Genomic DNA, 18,493 nt, shown 5'->3' with positions numbered 1-18,493 from the left:
AGACTCAGTGAAATTGAATTCCCCGTGAAGATGCGGGGTTCCTGCGGTTAGACGGAAAGACCCCGTGCACCTTTACTATAGCTTTACACTGGCATTTGTGTCTATCTGTGTAGGATAGGTGGTAGACTTTGAAGCAGGGGCGTCAGCTCTTGTGGAGTCATCCTTGAAATACCACCCTTATGGATATGGATGTCTAACTGCAGTCCGTTATCCGGATTCAAGACAGTGTATGGTGGGTAGTTTGACTGGGGCGGTCGCCTCCTAAAGAGTAACGGAGGCGCGCGAAGGTAGGCTCAGAACGGTCGGAAATCGTTCGTTGAGTGCAATGGCATAAGCCTGCCTGACTGTGAGACTGACAAGTCGAACAGAGTCGAAAGACGGTCATAGTGATCCGGTGGTCCCGTGTGGAAGGGCCATCGCTCAACGGATAAAAGGTACGCCGGGGATAACAGGCTGATGACCCCAAGAGTTCATATCGACGGGGTTGTTTGGCACCTCGATGTCGACTCATCGCATCCTGGGGCTGGAGCAGGTCCCAAGGGTATGGCTGTTCGCCATTTAAAGCGGTACGTGAGTTGGGTTCAGAACGTCGTGAGACAGTTCGGTCCCTATCTGCCGTGGGTGTAGGAATATTGACAGGATCTGTCCCTAGTACGAGAGGACCGGGATGGACGTATCTCTGGTGGACCTGTTGTGGCGCCAGCCGCATAGCAGGGTAGCTATATACGGACGGGATAACCGCTGAAAGCATCTAAGCGGGAAACCCACCTGAAAACGAGTATTCCCTGAGAACCGTGGAAGATCACCACGTTGATAGGTCAGGTGTGGAAGTGTGGTAACATATGAAGCTTACTGATACTAATCGTTCGATAGGCTTGATCGTTCCCATTCCCTATATTCATTCTAAAAAAACTCAAAAAACTCAAAAAACTCAAAAAAAAACTAAGCAAAAAAACCAGTTCTCGTTCATTGATATGTTCTTAGCTGACTTGGTGGTTATGGCGGAATGCCTGCACCCGATCCCCATCCCGAACTCGGCCGTGAAACGTTCCAGCGCTGATGGTACTGTGTCTTAAGGCACGGGAGAGTAAGTCACTGCCAGGTCTGTTAAAAACATACAATGGTCTTCTCAAACAGTTTCCAATAGAGGTTAGCAGTCAAGTGATTTTGTTACAAACATCATCGTCACAATAACTGTAAGATCTCTGCAATGGCGCGGGGTGGAGCAGCCCGGTAGCTCGTCAGGCTCATAACCTGAAGGCCGCAGGTTCAAATCCTGCCCCCGCAACCAAAAAAAATCCTGACAAAATTTGCACTCTCTCCCCAGAAAAACATCACTGTGGCAAATCAATAATTGCTTCTTATTGCTTTTGTGTATTTTGCTTTAAGAGTTTTTATATCTGCCGTAAAATATTTTTATTTGACCGTTTCTCTACAAGTTTCTTCTCTCTTCATAGTACAATACATAGTTCTTATGTTTGCACAGTTCTTATATGTCTGCCATGTCTTTATAAAAGGGGTGAGAGGCTGTTTGTCTTTCTGTTGTTCCTTTATATACAGACGGTAAATGGGTGTATCTGTTTCGTTTAAATGTCTAGGGTATATAAATGATAAGGCTCAAAGCGTTTGTTCTTATTCCTGCATGATTATTGTAAAAGATGTTGTTGCTGTGCTCAATAATCTGTTTAAGCTCAAGGCCAGAAAGGTCATATGGTCATTTTGTAAAAAGGAATGATTATGATGTCGCTTGTGAGTGTTGGTATAGGTATGTTGATAGGTATTCAATTTAAGCTCAGTGGTGTTTCTTTAGTTTTTAAAAAGTGTCATACATTTTGCAAAGAATCCTTTTGTATTTTCGTTTATCCCTTTGGTTATCGTGCATATTACACTAGGACAATAAAAACACTTGTGAAAAAGGCAAAAGGCTTTCTTGTCAGATCTTACCTGTGTTTCTGACAGATGGAAAAATTGGCTACAACGCTTAAGTAATGTGTATAGTCACTCTATTTTTAGCTAATTCACAAATCTAGCATGCAAAAATATTAGCTTATTAATAAACTCTTCTCTAATGATAAAGTATTATATTTTTTATATGAATATTCTTTAATATTTTTTACTAGAGATCGAGAATACGCTTAAATAATTTTTTCAAATGGGGTGAATTTTTGTAGTAGACTTAAGTATAGAAAAAATATTTATATATTAAAAAGACTAGAGCTTAACAGTGTTAGGTGGCCTTATCGGCGCTGTTATTGCAACTGTATGTAGCTATTATGATGCCAAAAGCTGTAAACATTGCTGACTACTTTAAAAGCCTTGCTTAAAATTGAATAAAATTTCTTTGTTAGAACGTTATTTAAAATTCACCTTTTCATCAAAGTTCTCATACTTTCTAAAGGGTTTTTGCCTTGAATGATTTTTTGAACTTCTGTAGCGATAGGTGCGTAAATTCCTTCTCTTTGAGCAATTTGGGTAATTGCGTTAGAAGTTTTGATACCTTCTGCTACTTCGCCTAGCTCGTTTAAAATATTTTGCAAAGGTTTGTTTTGCGCTAATCCTAACCCAACACGGTAATTTCTGGAAAGAAGAGAATTTGCTGTTAAGAACAGGTCGCCTGCACCAGATAGCCCTAAAAAAGTTTGCATTTTTGCACCAAAATGTTCTGCAAATTGATACATTTCTACAAGTCCACGCGATAGGAGAGATGCTTTGGCATTTTGACCTAATTCCAATCCGTCACAAACTCCACCCGCTATGGCAATGACATTTTTATATGCACTTGCCACTTCTCCACCAATGATGTCACTTTCAATATAGGGTTTGATAAAGTCAGGCATTCTGCTTGCAAATTCTTGAGCAAGGGTAAAATTATGCGAATGAATAGTTAAGGCACATGGGAGAGCGAGAATGATTTCTTTAGCAAAGCTTGGGCCTGCTAAAAAACAAAGGTTTTCTGGAGCAGTAAAATCTTTGGCAATTTGACTGACAAATGCTCCACTGTTTTCTTCAATTCCCTTGCTTGTGATGAGTATTTTTGAGTCTTTTTTCAAAGGTGTGTGAGCAAACCATTCTCTTAAAGCTTGCACACTAATAGCAATGACAAAAAGTGTAGAATCTAAACTCTCGTTTAAGGAACATTGTGAAATGATTGAATGAGAATTATTACGCAATGTTTTGTTTAAAGGGTCTAGTGCAGGGGTGATATCACGTCTTGAAACAATGCGGACTTCATTTTTATGTGCAAAAGCAAATGCAAGAGCTCTTCCCCAAATTCCACCACCAAAAATTGTTATTTTCATTTTATTCCTTAAGTCTTTTAAAGACGATATTTCATCTCATACATTGCCAAACGCATCTTTTAAGATAGGGAGAATATGTGTTTTCTTAAGTTAAAAAAGGACGTTTTTATACGATGAATAGCGTTTTTTGAATGGCTGTCAATGTTGATTAAAAGAGTCTGGTACAATTTGTTTTCTTGAGAAAAGACGGGTTTTATTTAATTTTGCGTTGTTTTTTACCAGATTTTTATCACTTTAGAACATTTTTAATTTGATTAAGGTGCATCTTCTCTTTGCAATATATTGATGTAAAAAAGGTTTCTTAAGACAAAAAGAATTTCTTAAAACGGTATAAGGCACTGTGTCATCAACATCTGTCGTTTGAAGTTTTGCCACAAATCTAGGAAGTCTTTGATGAAAATGAGGTCGATTTAATGATACCTGTTTGTTGGGAAAAACAATATGATAGCAACGTGATGGCAGCATGATTGGCAGGTAATAAAAAGGGGTGACGGTGTGTGTCTACCACCAGGCAGTATAAAATTACTGCGGTGTCCATTTTGAATTGCAATAGCATTTTACCCACAAGTGTGAGGTTATGCGTGAACATAAAGAAACAACAAATGAGGAACAATGCAGCTAAATTGGCATATATTGGGTGATGCTTTGGTGTGCGGGTAGAAACTGATGATAATGGGGGTATATTCTTTTATGAGGCTAAGGTCAGATCGTTGTCTATAACCACAGGTTATATAAAGTCTTGCAGCGTTCATTTCGATAAGTTAGACATGATCGTTCGCAAAAACACAGAGTTATGCGTAAATATACATTGCTGAATAGAGAAACATATGTCTACGAAACAAAAAAAAACTAAAGCGCGTTTACCACGTGGGTTTGTTGATCACACAGGTACAGAGTTACAGGCGCTTGAAGCAATGACGGCTCAGATACGTGAAGTTTATGAACTTTATGGTTTTGAAGCGCTTGAAACACCGATTTTTGAATATACAGATGCGCTTGGAAAGTCTTTGCCTGATGTAGATCGCCCAAATGCAGGTGTTTTTTCTTTACAAGATGATGACGAACAGTGGATGTCTTTGCGCTATGATCTTACAGCGCCTCTTGCTCGTTATGTTTCTGAGAATTTTGAAGTTTTACCAAAACCTTATCGTAGCTATCGTATTGGACCTGTTTTTCGTAATGACAAGCCAGGGCCCGGGCGCTTTCGTCAATTTATGCAGTTGGATGCTGATATTGTAGGGGCATCAACAGTGGCTGCTGATGCAGAAGTCTGCATGATGGCAGCAGATAGTTTAAATAAATTGGGATTTGAGTGTGATGAGTATGTCATTCGTCTAAGTAATCGGAAAATTTTGGATGGTGTTTTGGAGGAAGTTGGTTTGGGGGGAGATGAACAAGCTGACAAGCGCTTAATTGTTATGAGGGCAATCGATAAGCTTGATAGACTTGGTTTGGAGGGAGTGGAGTTGCTTTTAGGGGAAGGCCGTTTGGATGAAAGCGGTGACTTCACGAAAGGAGCCGGACTAACTGATGACCAGATTAAGTATATCCTTGGTTTTCTGTCTATGAGGGATGATGAGGTAACGATTAATTATCTCAAAGCAATGATTGGTCATAATGCTCGCGCGTTTGAAGGGATCTGTGAACTTAAAGAAATGCAGGAAATTTTTGACGTCAATGGTTATCAGAAATGCATAAAGATTGATCTGTCGGTTGTAAGAGGATTGGATTATTATACGGGGCCTATTTTTGAAGCTGGATTGATCTATGATTCTTATGAGTATGAACATGAAAAAGTTGTCTTTGGATCTATTGGTGGGGGTGGGCGCTATGATGGGTTGATTGCACGCTTTCGTGATGAAAATGTCCCTGCAACGGGTTTTTCAATTGGTTTGTCACGTTTAAGATTAACTTGGCAAGGTATTGGGAAATTTCCTGTGTATGAAAAGACGGGTCCGGTTGTGGTGTTGGTAATGGATCAAGAGCCAGGCAGTGTTGCACGTTATCAGAACATGGTGAAGCAATTGCGCAATGCGGGTATTCGCTCTGAAGTATATTTAGGGGAGTCGGGCATTAAAGCACAAATGAAGTATGCGGATCGGCGCCGTGCACCTTGTGTGGTGATTCAAGGGTCACAAGAGCGCCAGTACAGGGAGGTTCAGATTAAAGATTTGGTGGAAGGTGCGCGTTTAGCCAATGAAATTAAGGATAATCAAACATGGCGTGAAAGTCGCCCAGCGCAAATAACCGTTAAAGAAAATCAATTGGTTCAAGCTGTGCAGGATATTTTGAGAGACCAAAAAAGGTAGATGTTTTTCCTTTTTGAAGGCTTAAAAACAAAAACAGCACAAATTCCTTAAAGGCGGTTTGTGCTGTTTTAATGTGCATTTTAAAAAATATAATCTTCTTTAAAGAAGTGATCTTTGTTTAACACTTAACCTTGAAGTGCTTTTAAGATATGTTGTGGTGATGAGACTTCGTATGGGTCTGTTGGGCAATTATCTGAATAGCCTTTTTCTTCAAACCAATGTTCAATAACCCCATCATTAATGACCGCTGCATAGCGCCATGAGCGCATTCCAAAGCCGAGGTTTTCTTTAGCAACGAGCATTCCCATTTTACGGGTAAATTCCCCAGAACCATCAGGGATTAATTTCACATTTTTAATGCCTTGCTTTTGACCCCAAGCATTCATCACGAAGGAATCATTAACAGAAAGGCAGTAAATTTCATCAATACCGACTTTTTTAAATTCGTCATAAAGTTTTTCAAAATCAGGAAGCTGAAAGGTTGAACAAGTGGGTGTAAACGCTCCCGGGAGAGAAAAAAGAATAACCCGTTTCCCTTTAAAGTAAGTGTCACTATTGACATCTTGCCACCGATAAGGATTATCCCCGCCGACTGATTCATCCCGTACACGTGTGTGGAAAGTTACGTTGGGAACTTGTTTTTTTATCATAATTACGCTCCTATAAGCCTTTTGGGATTGTGTTGCAAAAACGGTTTTTGTTTTTCAACGACGAATGTTGGAAGTGTAGTAGATTGTGATAAATTTGCAAGTATTTCATGTTTGGCAAAAAGGTTGAATGAAAGCTGCTCGAATAGGTAGCCCCCCTTAAATAAAAAGGGCTGCAGGGGGGGCGATCATTTAACTAAAAGGTGGTGTGGGAAGTTTCTGCATAAGATAAGCTATTTGATGAAATGTTAATTGTAGCAGATGTTCCCTTTCAAGTTGAGAAAATAGTAGGAAGGTTATTTTTATGATCGTCAACACTGTTTTGACAACAGCTTTTCATGATCAAAAACTGGGAACATCTGGTTTACGCAAAAAGGTATCTGTGTTCCAACAGCCCCATTATGTTGAAAATTTTATTCAGTCCATTTTTAACAGTGTTGGACCTCTTGAGGGAAAATTATTCATCCTTGGTGGGGATGGGCGCTATTTAAACGACAGCCTTATTCAGCTTGTGTTAAAAATGGCGGCTGCAAATGGTGTGGGCTGTGTTAAGGTGGGAAGAGGGGGCATTTTATCGACACCTGCTGTGTCGCACCTTATTCGCAAATATCATGCACATGGTGGGATTATTTTATCAGCAAGCCACAATCCTGGCGGTGTGAATGGTGATTGTGGTATAAAATATAATATTTCCAATGGTGGCCCGGCACCTGATTATTTGTGTGATGCTATTTTTGCAGCATCGCAACATCTTTCTTCTTATAAAATTGTTGAAGCTCCAGACATTGATTTAGAAACACAAGGGCGAAGTTTTATTGGCTCCATGCAGGTAGATGTTATCGACCCTGTGGCAGATTATGCTGCTTTAATGGAAGAGCTTTTTGATTTTGACTGCATTTTTCAAGCAGTGAAAAAGGGCTTAACCTTGCGGTTTGATGCTATGCACGCAGTTACAGGGCCTTATGCGCAAGAGATTTTTGAAAAGCGCTTAAACTTTCCTCAAGGAACAGTGGTCAATGGAACCCCTTTACCAGATTTTGGGGGCTCTCATCCTGACCCTAATTTGGTGCATGCAAAGGACCTTTATTGTTTGCTCATGTCTGATCAAGAGCTTGATCAAGGGCCTGATCTTGGCGCTGCTTCTGATGGTGATGGTGATCGCAATCTCATTATTGGTCGCAAACAATTTATCACGCCTTCTGATTCACTGGCTATTATGGCAGAACATGCGCACCTGATTAAAGGGTATCGCCAGGGCATTGCTGGAATTGCACGCTCAATGCCAACAGGGCGTGCTGCTGACCTTGTGGCACAAGAAAAGGGGATCAATCTTTTTGAAACGCCAACGGGATGGAAATTTTTTGGTACGCTTTTAGATGCCGGAAAAGTTACCTTGTGTGGTGAGGAAAGCTTTGGAACAGGCTCACACCATGTGCGCGAAAAGGATGGCTTATGGGCCGTGTTGTTTTGGCTAAACCTTTTGGCTCTAACAGGGCAAACAGCAGCACAAATTGTACAAAAACACTGGCACAAATATGGGCGTTTTTATTATTCACGTTATGATTATGAAAATGTTGAAGCACAAAAAGCTTATATGATGATGGAGCATGTGCGCACATTGTTACCCTTAGCAGGGGCAAAAATTGCTGGATTAACTGTTACACACTGTGATGATTTTGCTTATCATGACCCCATTGATGAAAGCGTTAGTGTAAAGCAAGGGGTGCGGGTGTTTTTTGAAAATGGGGCACGACTGGTCGTGCGTTTATCTGGAACAGGAACGGGGGGAGCAACTGTACGCATTTATCTGGAACAGTATGAAAGCGACCCCCGCAAATATACTCAAGATCTGCAAAAAGTACTTCAACCTTTATTTCTAGCAGCACTTGAATTGTTAAAAATAAAAGACTATTTGGGCCGTGAACGGCCCGATATTATAACGTGAAACTGTCATTCATCATGACATCAATTCATCCATAACATAAAATAGCCTTATTGTGAGTGGATCATCTTCTTTGGATCAACCAGTCGGTCGTAGTCAGCTTCAGTAATTCCGGCTTTTAAAGCTTCTTCCCGTAAGGTTGTTCCATTTTTATGGGCTGTTTTAGCAATATCAGCAGCTTTTTCGTAACCAATTTCTGGCGCAAGCGCTGTAACGAGCATAAGAGAACGCTCAAGAAGAGATTGGATATGATCTGTATTAGCACGCAGCCCTTTGATGCAGTTAGTATCAAAGGAACGCATAGAGTCACCAAGAAGTGAGAGAGACTGCAAAACATTATAACCAATAACAGGCTTAAAGGCATTGAGTTCAAAATGGCCTTGGCTTGCAGCAAATGTCACACTCGTCTGGTTTCCAAAGACTTGGCAGGCAACCATACTTAAAGCTTCACATTGGGTGGGGTTGACTTTTCCTGGCATAATGGAAGAACCAGGTTCATTTTCTGGCAAGCTCAATTCGCCTAAGCCTGAGCGTGGCCCTGACCCTAAGAAACGAATATCATTTGCAATTTTAAACAAATCAGCTGCTAATGCATTTAAGCTTCCGTGGAAATTGGCAAGAGCTCCATGGTGAGCGAGAGCTTCAAATTTGTTGTTGGCGGTTGTGAAAGTTACTCCTGTAAGTGGACTAATTGTTTCAGCAAATGCAACATCAAATCCTTTTGGTGCATTAAGGCCTGTTCCAACGGCAGTTCCCCCTTGCGCAAGCATTTGAACATCAATAAGAGCCATTTCAATGCGTTGGCGGTTGGCTTCTAGTGCAGCACGGTAGCCTGAAAATTCCTGCCCTAAAGTAAGCGGGGTGGCATCTTGCGTGTGCGTGCGCCCCAATTTTATGATGTCTGCAAATTCTTCTTCTTTTGTTTGAAGACTGGCAATAAGAGTATCAAGAATTGGAAAAAAATGTTGGCGTGTTTGCAGTGTGGTGGCAATATGAAGCGCTGTTGGAAAAGAATCGTTTGACGATTGGCTCATATTCACGTGGTCATTAGGGTGCACGGGTGCTTTGCTGCCAAGCGTTCCACCCAAAAGCACGCTAGCGCGATTGGCGATCACTTCATTGACATTCATATTGCTTTGTGTGCCAGACCCTGTTTGCCAAACAGCGAGGGGGAAATGTGTATCAAATGCACCAGAAAGCACTTCATCAGCAGCAGTGACAATCGCTTGCCCTATGTCTTGCGAGAGTTTCCCTTTTTGCATATTCACAAGAGCTGCTGTTTTTTTGATAAGACTTAAAGCATAAATCAATGAAAGAGGCTGTTTTTCTGAGCCAATATTGAAATTATGTCGAGAACGTTCTGTTTGTGCTCCCCAATAACGGTCATGAGGAACCGAAACTGTCCCCAAACTATCGGTTTCTTGGCGTGTTTTAACCATCATAAAATCCCTTAATATATATATTCATTAGTTTAGTAAAAGATAAGCATTTTTTGACCAGAATCAAAGAGCCAATTAGAATCAATGTAAAATGAATTATTTTATTTAGAATCCTTGACATTATGGATCAATATTTTTATATAAAATTTATTACTAGCACTCACCACTAGAGAGTGCTAATAAAATTTAAGATTAATCAGTTATACTAAGTTTTAAGGGTTTAAAACATGGCTAACACACAATTCCGCCCACTTCACGATCGTGTTGTCGTTCGTCGGGTTGAATCTGAAAATAAAACCGCTGGTGGGATTATCATCCCCGATACAGCAAAGGAAAAACCTCAGGAAGGTGAGGTAATCGCTGTTGGCAATGGCGCTCTTGATAATAATGGAAAGCGCGTGCCTCTCGAAGTGAAAGCAGGAGACCGCATCTTATTTGGGAAATGGTCTGGAACCGAAGTGAAGATTAATGGTGAAGAACTCTTAATCATGAAAGAATCCGACATTATGGGGATTTTGGGTTAATCCATTCTCTCAATTTGTTTCGTTTATTATATCCAAGGAGAAATTAAATGGCTGCTAAAGAAGTCAAATTTGGCCGTGAAGCACGTGAGCGCTTGGTGCGCGGTGTTGATATCCTTGCTAATGCTGTTAAGGTAACACTCGGTCCTAAAGGCCGTAATGTGGTGATTGACAAATCATTTGGTGCACCTCGTATCACGAAGGATGGTGTGTCCGTTGCAAAAGAAGTCGAGCTGGAAGATAAGTTCGAAAATATGGGCGCACAGATGTTGCGTGAAGTTGCTTCAAAGACTAACGATATTGCTGGTGATGGAACAACAACAGCAACTGTTTTGGGCCAAGCTATTGTGCAAGAAGGTGTAAAAGCTGTTGCTGCTGGTATGAACCCAATGGACCTCAAGCGTGGGATCGATTCTGCTGTTGCAGAAGTTGTTGAAAGCCTTTTCAAAAAAGCGAAAAAAATCCAAACTTCTGCTGAAATAGCGCAAGTAGGAACGATTTCTGCTAATGGTGCTTCAGAAATTGGTAAAATCATTGCTGATGCTATGGACAAAGTTGGCAATGAAGGTGTTATCACTGTGGAAGAAGCAAAAACTGCTGAAACGGAATTAGAAGTCGTTGAAGGTATGCAGTTTGATCGTGGGTACCTTTCACCTTATTTTGTCACAAATGCTGAAAAAATGGTGGCTGATCTCGACGATCCTTACATCCTTATTCATGAAAAGAAATTGTCTAATCTTCAATCCTTGCTTCCTGTTCTTGAAGCTGTTGTTCAGTCTGGTAAGCCTCTTCTCATTATTGCTGAAGATGTGGAAGGTGAAGCTTTGGCAACGCTTGTGGTTAATAAACTGCGTGGTGGTTTGAAGATTTGTGCTGTTAAAGCACCAGGCTTTGGTGACCGCCGTAAAGCGATGTTAGAAGATATTGCAATTTTGACATCAGGTCAGGTTATTTCTGAAGATGTTGGCATTAAGCTTGAAAATGTCACTTTAGATATGTTGGGCCGTGCAAAGAAAGTGCATATTTCTAAAGAAAACACAACCATCGTTGATGGCTCTGGACAAAAAGCACAAATCAGTGCTCGTGTAAGCCAGATTAAAGCACAGATCGAAGAAACAACTTCTGACTATGACCGCGAAAAACTGCAAGAAAGACTTGCTAAACTTGCTGGTGGTGTTGCTGTTATTCGTGTTGGTGGTGCAACAGAAGTTGAAGTGAAAGAAAAGAAAGACCGTGTTGATGATGCCTTGAACGCAACGCGTGCAGCGGTGGAAGAAGGTATTGTTGCTGGTGGTGGAACTGCACTCTTGCGGGCTGCAAATGCAATTACTGTTAAAGGAAGCAATGCAGACCAAGAAGCTGGTATTAATATTGTCCGTCGTGCTCTACAAGCTCCAGCACGCCAAATTGCGACTAATGCCGGTGAAGAAGCAGCGATTATTGTTGGCAAAGTGCTTGAAAATAATTCAGACACTTTTGGTTACAACACTGCAACAGGTCAATTTGGTGATTTGATTTCTTTGGGGATCGTTGACCCAGTTAAAGTTGTGCGTTCAGCTTTGCAAAATGCTGCATCAATTGCTAGCCTTCTTATCACCACAGAAGCAATGGTTGCTGAACTTCCGAAAAAAGAAACTCCAATGCCTCCAATGGGTGGCGGCGGAATGGGTGGAATGGGCGGAATGGATTTCTAAGCGCCTTAAACCCATAGGTAAAAAGAAACGGGCCATTTTGGCCCGTTTTTTATTGTGTTTTGAAAGTCTTACAAGTGTTTAAAAGCCTCATAAGGCATGTATATTACAAGGCATTCTTATACCTTGAAGCATTGTTGTATTTACAACTTTATATTTCACGCGCTTTTGGTGATCTTTGTATAATGTCTTTATATAATGCAGACTTTCGTGTGGTGCAGACTTCTTTCGTGTAATGCAAGCCTATTGGTCTTCTTTAATTGCTTGTCTGTTTTTCCTGCTATATTTTTTGTGCTGATAGGTTGCAACAGTTTGCGATACATACGCAACAAGTTCCCATAGCTTTTAAAAAATGATTTTCAGCAAATGATTGGTATGGGATATTTGTACAAGATGGCTTTTTTCTATTTGCTTATTTCTATTTGCTTGGGCGGGGGTACTTTCAAATTTATAGAATAACGTCTTGTGGCATGGCTTCAACGCCTAAAACTTCTGGAATGAAATGGCGCAAAAGATTTTCAATTCCGTGTTTGAGCGTGGCTGTTGAGGATGGGCACCCAGCGCATGCACCGCGCATATTTAAATAAACGATACCGTCTTCAAAACCACGAAAAGTAATATCCCCACCATCATTGGCAACAGCTGGGCGAACACGTGTTTCAAGAATCTCTTTGATTGTCATGACAATATCTGCATCTTTTTCGTCATAAAATTCTTCATACGCCTCAGGTGCTTGTGTTTGGAGAGTGGCATCATTGATAACAGTTGGGTCATTGGAAAGAAAATGTTCCATAATTGTGCCCAAGATCGCTGGTTTGAGATGCTGCCATTCCCCGTCATTTTTTGTTACAGCAATGAAATCATGTCCTAATAAGACACTGCTGACATTGGGAATTGTAAACAGTTTAGCAGCAAGAGGTGAATTTTGATCAGCTTCTTTGCTGTTGTGAAACTCTAACACACCTTTGGCAAGGACCACGCGGCCTGGTAAAAATTTGAGTGTTGCAGGGTTTGGTGTGGTTTCAGTTTGAATAAACATATATTATCCTTTTGTTGCGTAAGCTTTAAGGAAACAATTAACGCAAAAAAACTTAAATATTGATATAATCGTTTCAATATTTTTATTCCAAAAAATCGTTTAGAAGCACAATAATGGTAAAAACACCTTCTATTGACGATTAATGATTTAAATAAGCTCACCTGTTTTATGTTATCATGAAGAAGGTAAAACATGGTAGCGATATCTTGATGCTTGTTAATCAATTTGCAAATTTTATCCGTTTTTGAACTTGCATGCATAAGCAGTTTTATTAAAAGAACTGCTTTTAAAGGTTTAAAATGCACGTTATCAAGCATTTGTTCCTTTATGAATAAAGGTATATGTTTGCACTTGAAGATATGGGGGCACTTAACCTAACAAAAGGCAACAAGGGGTATTGTTTGCATCAAGTGCGGTTTTAGTTTGCACTTGTCATCGGCTATAGTTTTTTTCAATCAAAACTTATTGTTTATGAATGATGTAAAAAGCCAACAATTTCACGAACGTGCTTCATTGTGTTTTCAGCCAATAGGCTAGCACGCTCAGCCCCATCACGCAAAACAGAATCAATATAAGCATTATCTTGATGAAGACGGCGTAATTCTTGTGTAATTGGTGCCAATTTATGGACGACAAGATCAGCTAGAGTCGCTTTAAAAAGCGAAAATTGTTGACCTGAAAACTCTAAAAGCGCCTTCTCTTTACTGATTTGCGCAAAGGCTGCATAAATACCAAGTAAATTGTCAACTTCTGGGCGCCCTTCTAAAGCAGTAAGCTCATCGGGGAGGGGGGCGGAGTCTGTTTTTGCTTTGCGTATTTTTTGAATGATAAGATCAGCATCATCAGTTAAATTAATTCGTGAAAAATCTGAAGGATCTGATTTTGACATTTTCTTTGTGCCATCACGTAAAGACATAATGCGCATGCCCGTATCACCAAGAAGAGCTTCTGGTATTGGGAAAAAGCCTTGTTCTTTGTTTTCTCCCTCTTTTATGGGTTCTCCCTCTTTTATGGGTTCTCCCTCTTGTATGGGGATGCCAACATTTAAATGTGCAATCCGCTCAGCGTAATCATGATTAAATTTTTGCGCAATATCACGTGTGAGTTCAATATGCTGCTTTTGATCTTCTCCTACTGGAACATGTGTTGCACGGTAGAGCAAAATGTCAGCAGCCATAAGGCTTGGGTAGGCAAAAAGCCCAACAGATGCTTGTTTACGGTTTTTTCCAGCTTTATCTTTAAACTGTGTCATCCGTTGGAGCCAACCGATGCGGGCAATACAGTTAAAGATCCACGCTAATTCAGCATGTTGAAAAACCCGTGATTGGTTGAACACAATATGTTTTTGTGGGTCAATACCAGCAGCTAAAAAGGCTGCTGTAACTGCACGGGTTGAGCTTTCTAAGGTGAGTGGGTCAGGGTTAACCGTTAATGCGTGCATATCCACAACACAATAAAGGCATGTATAAGATGCTTGCAGTTCAACCCAGCGCTTAATTGCACCTAGGTAATTACCAAGATGCAAATTGCCACTTGGTTGCACACCAGAAAAGACGAGGGATGCGCAAGTGTCCATAAGAATAAGCCTTTCTTTAATGATGTTACGTATTGCTTTTGTTGTGGTAAAGCTTCTTTTTTGAAAGTCAAATAGGATATTATAGGCGCTGTTTCAAATTTTTACGTAAAAAAGGGAAATAGCTCATGCCAAGGGAAAAGCAAATGATACAATAAAACAATAGAATAGAGAAAATTAAACCTGCTAAAGTTCCTATTCGCAAGAAAAGTGGTGCTTGTGAGGATAAAGGAAAAGATAGAAACCCGAGTGCATAATACAAAGCTGCAGCCATTAAGAGAATGGCAACAATCAAACACCCAACCCACTTGATAAGCTGCATATCACATTTCCAATAACCGCGTTTGATAAGGGTGCTACAAAGCAAAAGTGTGTTAACCCATCCAGAGGTAATTTCTGCAATCACAATGCCACGTGCTGATAAAAGCGGAAATAATGTGAGCGCTAAACCAATATTGATCAAAACACAAATGCCTGCAAAAATCATGGGTGTTTTTGTATCTTCATGGGCAAAAAAGTTTGGAATGAAGACCTTTATGAGCACAAAAGCTGGAAGCCCTAATCCATAAAGTTCAAGCAGGTGTGCAACAGTGTGTGTTGATTGGCTTGTAAATTGACCACGCTCAAAGAAAAGGCTGACAATGGGGTTGGATATCAAAAAAAAGAGGATCGATGCCGGTAAGGTTAAAAACAGGGTAAATGCAATGGCATAGTTTTGCAAATAATTGGCTTCTTTATTATTTTTATTGCGGAAGGCTTTTGTTAACTCAGGTAAAAGAACAGTCGCAACAGCAATACCAACAACGCCTAATGGTAATTGATAAAGGCGGTCAGCATAAACCAAAGAAGAAACAGCACCTGGGTGGCTGGATGCAATATTGGTATTGATCAATAAATTGATTTGCGTAATTCCCCCCGTAATGGCAGCGGGAAATGCCAGGGTTAAAAGCTGGCGAACATTGGGGCTCAGATAAGGAAGACGTAGGGAAATTTTCATCCCACTTTGACGCAAAGCAACTGCAATTAAAGTAAGTTGAAGAAGGCCAGCAACCATAACCCCCCAAGAAAGGTTTAGCCCAATCTGCCAAGCATCAAGCTGAAATATCCAAGCATAGGCGAGCACACCGATCATCACAATATTTAAAAAGACGGGGGCAATAGCTGCAACAAAATAACGTTGTAATGCATTGAGCATTCCCCCCATCATGGCTGCTAAAGACATGCACGCTAAATAGGGAAACATAATTGCAGTAAAACGAATTGTAGCCTCAAATTTTGTTGCATCTTCTGCAAACCCTGGTGCAATTACAGTACGCACCAAAAAAGGCATACTTACTTCTATAGCAATGGTTAAAAGTAAGAGTAGCGAGAACAAAACACCAAAAACCTCTTCTGCAAATTTGCGTGCATTTTCAGTTCCATTTTCAGTAATTTTTTTTGAAAACAGGGGAACAAAGGCTGCGTTAAAAGCACCTTCAGCAAAAAGACGGCGAAATGTGTTTGGAAAACGAAAAGCTGCGTTGAAAGCGTCAGCAGCAGGACCTGTACCAAAAGAAGCTGCCATGAGTATTTCACGCACAAAACCAAAAAGACGACTTGTGCAAGTTCCAGAAGCAACAGTTATAAATTTTTTAATTAAGCTCATAAAGATATATTATGTTTGGAAAACAAAAATAGAGTTTGAAAAAAGCAAAAATCACAAGAGACCATGCAAATATTATCACTCATGTTAGTCTCATAGTATTTTATGACGGTGTTTGCCCTTTCTGTCAATAAAATGCATCAAAGTTACATACATCAAAGTTATTTGAGTGATATTTGCTCCACTTCAAGTTATAGATTTTATCATTCCTCTTCAATTGATCTATAAACAGAACAAAAGACAATAAACATAACAAAAGACAATAAGGGCAATATTGATGCCTTTTTAAAATATCTCCACGAACATTTTAAAATCTTATGCTGGTGTTAGTCGCATTCTTGCCGGTTCTTGCCTTCCTGAATTTTATGGTGGTATGACACGCTCTTATTACGTTTAGCTCCTCCCTGGTTACGAGCTTATACTTTTTGACTAAATGAGAGCTCACTTTATTCATTTACACATCATTCAAAATAAGGGGCTTTCTGCCTCTCAATTAAGGACAACCTCTGTAGGTTGAAAACTGTTTTTATTGCCAATTTTTTGAAATCACTTTATGAGTTAAAAAGTGTGTTGATCGTATACGCTGCAATCAAAAAGGGATTCAAAAAACCCTAAAATTCAAGTGCAAAGATTAACCCACTCTATGGTTTTCTCCGCGATTCCGGGAGTTTTTGTGATGTCCAGGTGCTATAGCACTAAAAGCAAAAAAGCTGACCTAAACTCAGTATTTTTGACTCCCGGAATACCAATGCGAGGGCGCTCGCTACCGGCAGGCGGAGGGGGGTGACCTAGAAGTGCAAAAAACATGAATGCATCATTATTCTTTACTTTATTCGTACATCATTCAAAATGAGAGGCTTTCTGCCTTTCGTTAAAAAACTTCTGTAAGTTGAAAAACTATTTTATTGCCAATTTTCTGAAATTACTTTATTAATTAAAAGGTGTATTGATCGTATACGCAGCGATCAAGAGGGATTCAAAAGTCCTTCCAGTTCGAACACAAAAATTAACCCATTATCATATGGGGTTCCCGGGATTCCGGGAGTTTTTGTGATGTCCAGGTGCTATGGCACTAAAAGCAAAAAAGCTGACTCGAACTCAGTACTTTTGACTCCCGGAATACCAATGCGAGGGCGCTCGCTACCCGGCGGGGGGTTGATCTAGAAGTGCAAAAAAATCCTCATAATGATATTTTTGTAGGCAAAAAAATCCGATATAGAAGAAGAATGTTGGGAATGTCTCAAAAAACATTGGCTCATCATTTAGGTATAAGCTTTCAACAAATCCAAAAATACGAAAAAGGATTAAATCGTGTAGGAGCTGGACGGTTGAAAGACATTGCCGATATATTTGATGTTCCTATTTCCTTTTTTTACCCTGACACCACAACAAAAGAAGGTGGTGTGCACCATCATGATGAAATTATATCGAGCAAAGAAGAATATCTGCTTTTAAAAAGTTTTAGAGTTCTTACATCAGTAAAACAGAAAGCAATTTTAGAATTAATTTCTGATCAGAAGTAAAACTTATTAAATTATAATATAGCGCTATTCTTTCTCATAAGTATTCATGAGAACTTCTAAAAACTCCTCATGGCGATAACAGTTCTGTTTAGCCATGGCCATGATGCAAAAATGATTAATGGCAACCGTGCTGCTCTTTAGTATTAATCTGTGCATCATCTGGCTTGTTCATGGTTTGAAAAAGCAGATGCAAATTTGGGTTTACCTGTCTCTTGAACTGTTAGTTATGCTTAGATGCAAGCTTGAAGTTAACATGTATATCTATAACCATAACGATGGAAAGATTTGTGGAAAAAATTACTTAAGAGTTATGTATGTGATGTAAAACGTAAAGAATTCCGGGCAGGGGGTATCTCAATATTTGTGCTGTTAAATCAGATGTGGCTTTTAAGGTGGAAGCATCCAGGTATATATGATTGAAATGGTGAAGCTGTTTCGGTTTATATAGCCTATATACTCTTGTTTCTTAGGTGTCATAGTGATACTCAATTTATTTTAATTATTAAAAGTATAAGTCATGCAATTATCTCCAATTTATTTTAAGAATAATCCATATAATCAAATTACAATTCTCTTTACTTTAGGCATTGTCTTTCTGTTGTTTTTTATTTTAGGAGATTCCGCTTATGCTGCTGGTGCACCAGTTGGATTACCATGGGAAACACCTTTAAAAAGAATTATGAGATTAATATCAGGACCTATCGCTTTTGGTATTTCTTTAGTTGCTATACTTATTGGTGGAATTGTTTTAGTTTTTGGTGGTGAGATTAACAGGCTTGTAAAGTGGGCTGTTCGTGTAGTTTTTGTTGTCAGTGTGGTCGTTTTTATCAACGCGCTCTTTGCAGGTGCTCTCTTGTAAATATGGTGA

Annotated in this window: 12 protein-coding genes, 1 tRNA gene and 2 rRNA genes (1 of these 15 only partly in view); 9 read left to right on the top strand and 6 right to left on the bottom strand. The window is 39.8% G+C overall.

The window, feature by feature from the left end; genetic code table 11:
- The 3 genes from BscR1v2_RS06395 to BscR1v2_RS06385 form a co-directional block, all read left to right on the top strand.
- A 23S ribosomal RNA gene (locus tag BscR1v2_RS06395) occupies nt 1-883 on the top strand (it extends 1,927 nt beyond the left edge of the window).
- A 105-nt stretch (nt 884-988) separates the two neighbouring features.
- A 5S ribosomal RNA gene (rrf, locus tag BscR1v2_RS06390) occupies nt 989-1,104 on the top strand.
- Between the two features lie 110 nt (nt 1,105-1,214).
- Nucleotides 1,215-1,291, top strand: a tRNA-Met gene (locus BscR1v2_RS06385).
- A 1,072-nt stretch (nt 1,292-2,363) separates the two neighbouring features.
- On the opposite strand, the gene BscR1v2_RS06375 is transcribed toward BscR1v2_RS06385, so the two are convergent.
- Nucleotides 2,364-3,299 (bottom strand): NAD(P)H-dependent glycerol-3-phosphate dehydrogenase, encoded by a 936-nt coding sequence (locus BscR1v2_RS06375; protein WP_078690132.1) that lies wholly within the window; start codon nt 3,297-3,299, stop codon nt 2,364-2,366.
- An 827-nt stretch (nt 3,300-4,126) separates the two neighbouring features.
- Between BscR1v2_RS06375 and hisS the strand changes: the two genes are divergently transcribed.
- Nucleotides 4,127-5,608, top strand: a complete 1,482-nt coding sequence (hisS, locus tag BscR1v2_RS06370; protein ID WP_078690131.1) for a histidine--tRNA ligase — start codon at nt 4,127-4,129, stop codon at nt 5,606-5,608.
- Between the two features lie 125 nt (nt 5,609-5,733).
- Here hisS and BscR1v2_RS06365 read toward each other — a convergent pair whose 3' ends face one another.
- Nucleotides 5,734-6,258, bottom strand: a complete 525-nt coding sequence (locus tag BscR1v2_RS06365; RefSeq protein ID WP_078690130.1) for a peroxiredoxin — start codon at nt 6,256-6,258, stop codon at nt 5,734-5,736.
- Nucleotides 6,259-6,559: 301 nt separating this feature from the next.
- On the opposite strand from BscR1v2_RS06365, the gene BscR1v2_RS06360 reads away from it, so the two are divergent.
- Nucleotides 6,560-8,200, top strand: a complete 1,641-nt coding sequence (locus BscR1v2_RS06360; RefSeq protein WP_078690129.1) for an alpha-D-glucose phosphate-specific phosphoglucomutase — start codon at nt 6,560-6,562, stop codon at nt 8,198-8,200.
- Nucleotides 8,201-8,247: 47 nt separating this feature from the next.
- On the opposite strand, the gene fumC is transcribed toward BscR1v2_RS06360, so the two are convergent.
- Nucleotides 8,248-9,636 (bottom strand): class II fumarate hydratase, encoded by a 1,389-nt coding sequence (gene fumC / locus BscR1v2_RS06355; RefSeq protein ID WP_034990181.1) that lies wholly within the window; start codon nt 9,634-9,636, stop codon nt 8,248-8,250.
- A 227-nt stretch (nt 9,637-9,863) separates the two neighbouring features.
- Between fumC and groES the strand changes: the two genes are divergently transcribed.
- Both groES and groL read left to right on the top strand, forming a co-directional pair.
- Nucleotides 9,864-10,160, top strand: coding sequence for a co-chaperone GroES (gene groES / locus BscR1v2_RS06350; protein WP_010701621.1), 297 nt, complete (start codon nt 9,864-9,866; stop codon nt 10,158-10,160).
- 47 nt (nt 10,161-10,207) lie between these two features.
- Nucleotides 10,208-11,851, top strand: coding sequence for a chaperonin GroEL (gene groL / locus BscR1v2_RS06345; RefSeq protein WP_010704263.1), 1,644 nt, complete (start codon nt 10,208-10,210; stop codon nt 11,849-11,851).
- Nucleotides 11,852-12,296: 445 nt separating this feature from the next.
- Here the strand turns inward: groL and BscR1v2_RS06340 are convergent, their stop codons facing one another.
- The 3 genes from BscR1v2_RS06340 to murJ all read right to left on the bottom strand — a co-directional run bounded on the left by BscR1v2_RS06340 (nt 12,297) and on the right by murJ (nt 16,105).
- Entirely contained in the window at nt 12,297-12,887 is a 591-nt protein-coding gene (locus BscR1v2_RS06340; RefSeq protein WP_010704262.1) for a NifU family protein, read from the bottom strand.
- 469 nt (nt 12,888-13,356) lie between these two features.
- Nucleotides 13,357-14,463 carry a tryptophan--tRNA ligase gene (gene trpS, locus BscR1v2_RS06335; RefSeq protein WP_078690128.1) on the bottom strand — a complete coding sequence of 369 codons (1,107 nt, stop codon included), beginning with the start codon at nt 14,461-14,463 and terminating at the stop codon, nt 13,357-13,359.
- Between the two features lie 79 nt (nt 14,464-14,542).
- Nucleotides 14,543-16,105 (bottom strand): murein biosynthesis integral membrane protein MurJ, encoded by a 1,563-nt coding sequence (gene murJ, locus BscR1v2_RS06330; RefSeq protein ID WP_078690127.1) that lies wholly within the window; start codon nt 16,103-16,105, stop codon nt 14,543-14,545.
- A 1,232-nt stretch (nt 16,106-17,337) separates the two neighbouring features.
- On the opposite strand from murJ, the gene BscR1v2_RS06325 reads away from it, so the two are divergent.
- On the top strand, nt 17,338-17,625 hold the full coding sequence (locus BscR1v2_RS06325; RefSeq protein WP_418214929.1) for a helix-turn-helix domain-containing protein: 288 nt from the start codon (nt 17,338-17,340) through the stop codon (nt 17,623-17,625).
- 517 nt (nt 17,626-18,142) lie between these two features.
- Complete coding sequence (locus tag BscR1v2_RS06320) at nt 18,143-18,484, top strand: TrbC/VirB2 family protein (RefSeq protein ID WP_078690125.1); 342 nt, start codon at nt 18,143-18,145, stop codon at nt 18,482-18,484.
- The last annotated feature ends 9 nt before the right edge of the window (nt 18,485-18,493 follow it).

Source organism: Bartonella schoenbuchensis R1, from assembly GCF_002022685.1.
GTDB lineage: Bacteria > Pseudomonadota > Alphaproteobacteria > Rhizobiales > Rhizobiaceae > Bartonella > Bartonella schoenbuchensis.
Note: the sequence above shows the minus strand (reverse complement) of the source record. Positions and strands in the feature narration are given on the sequence as shown.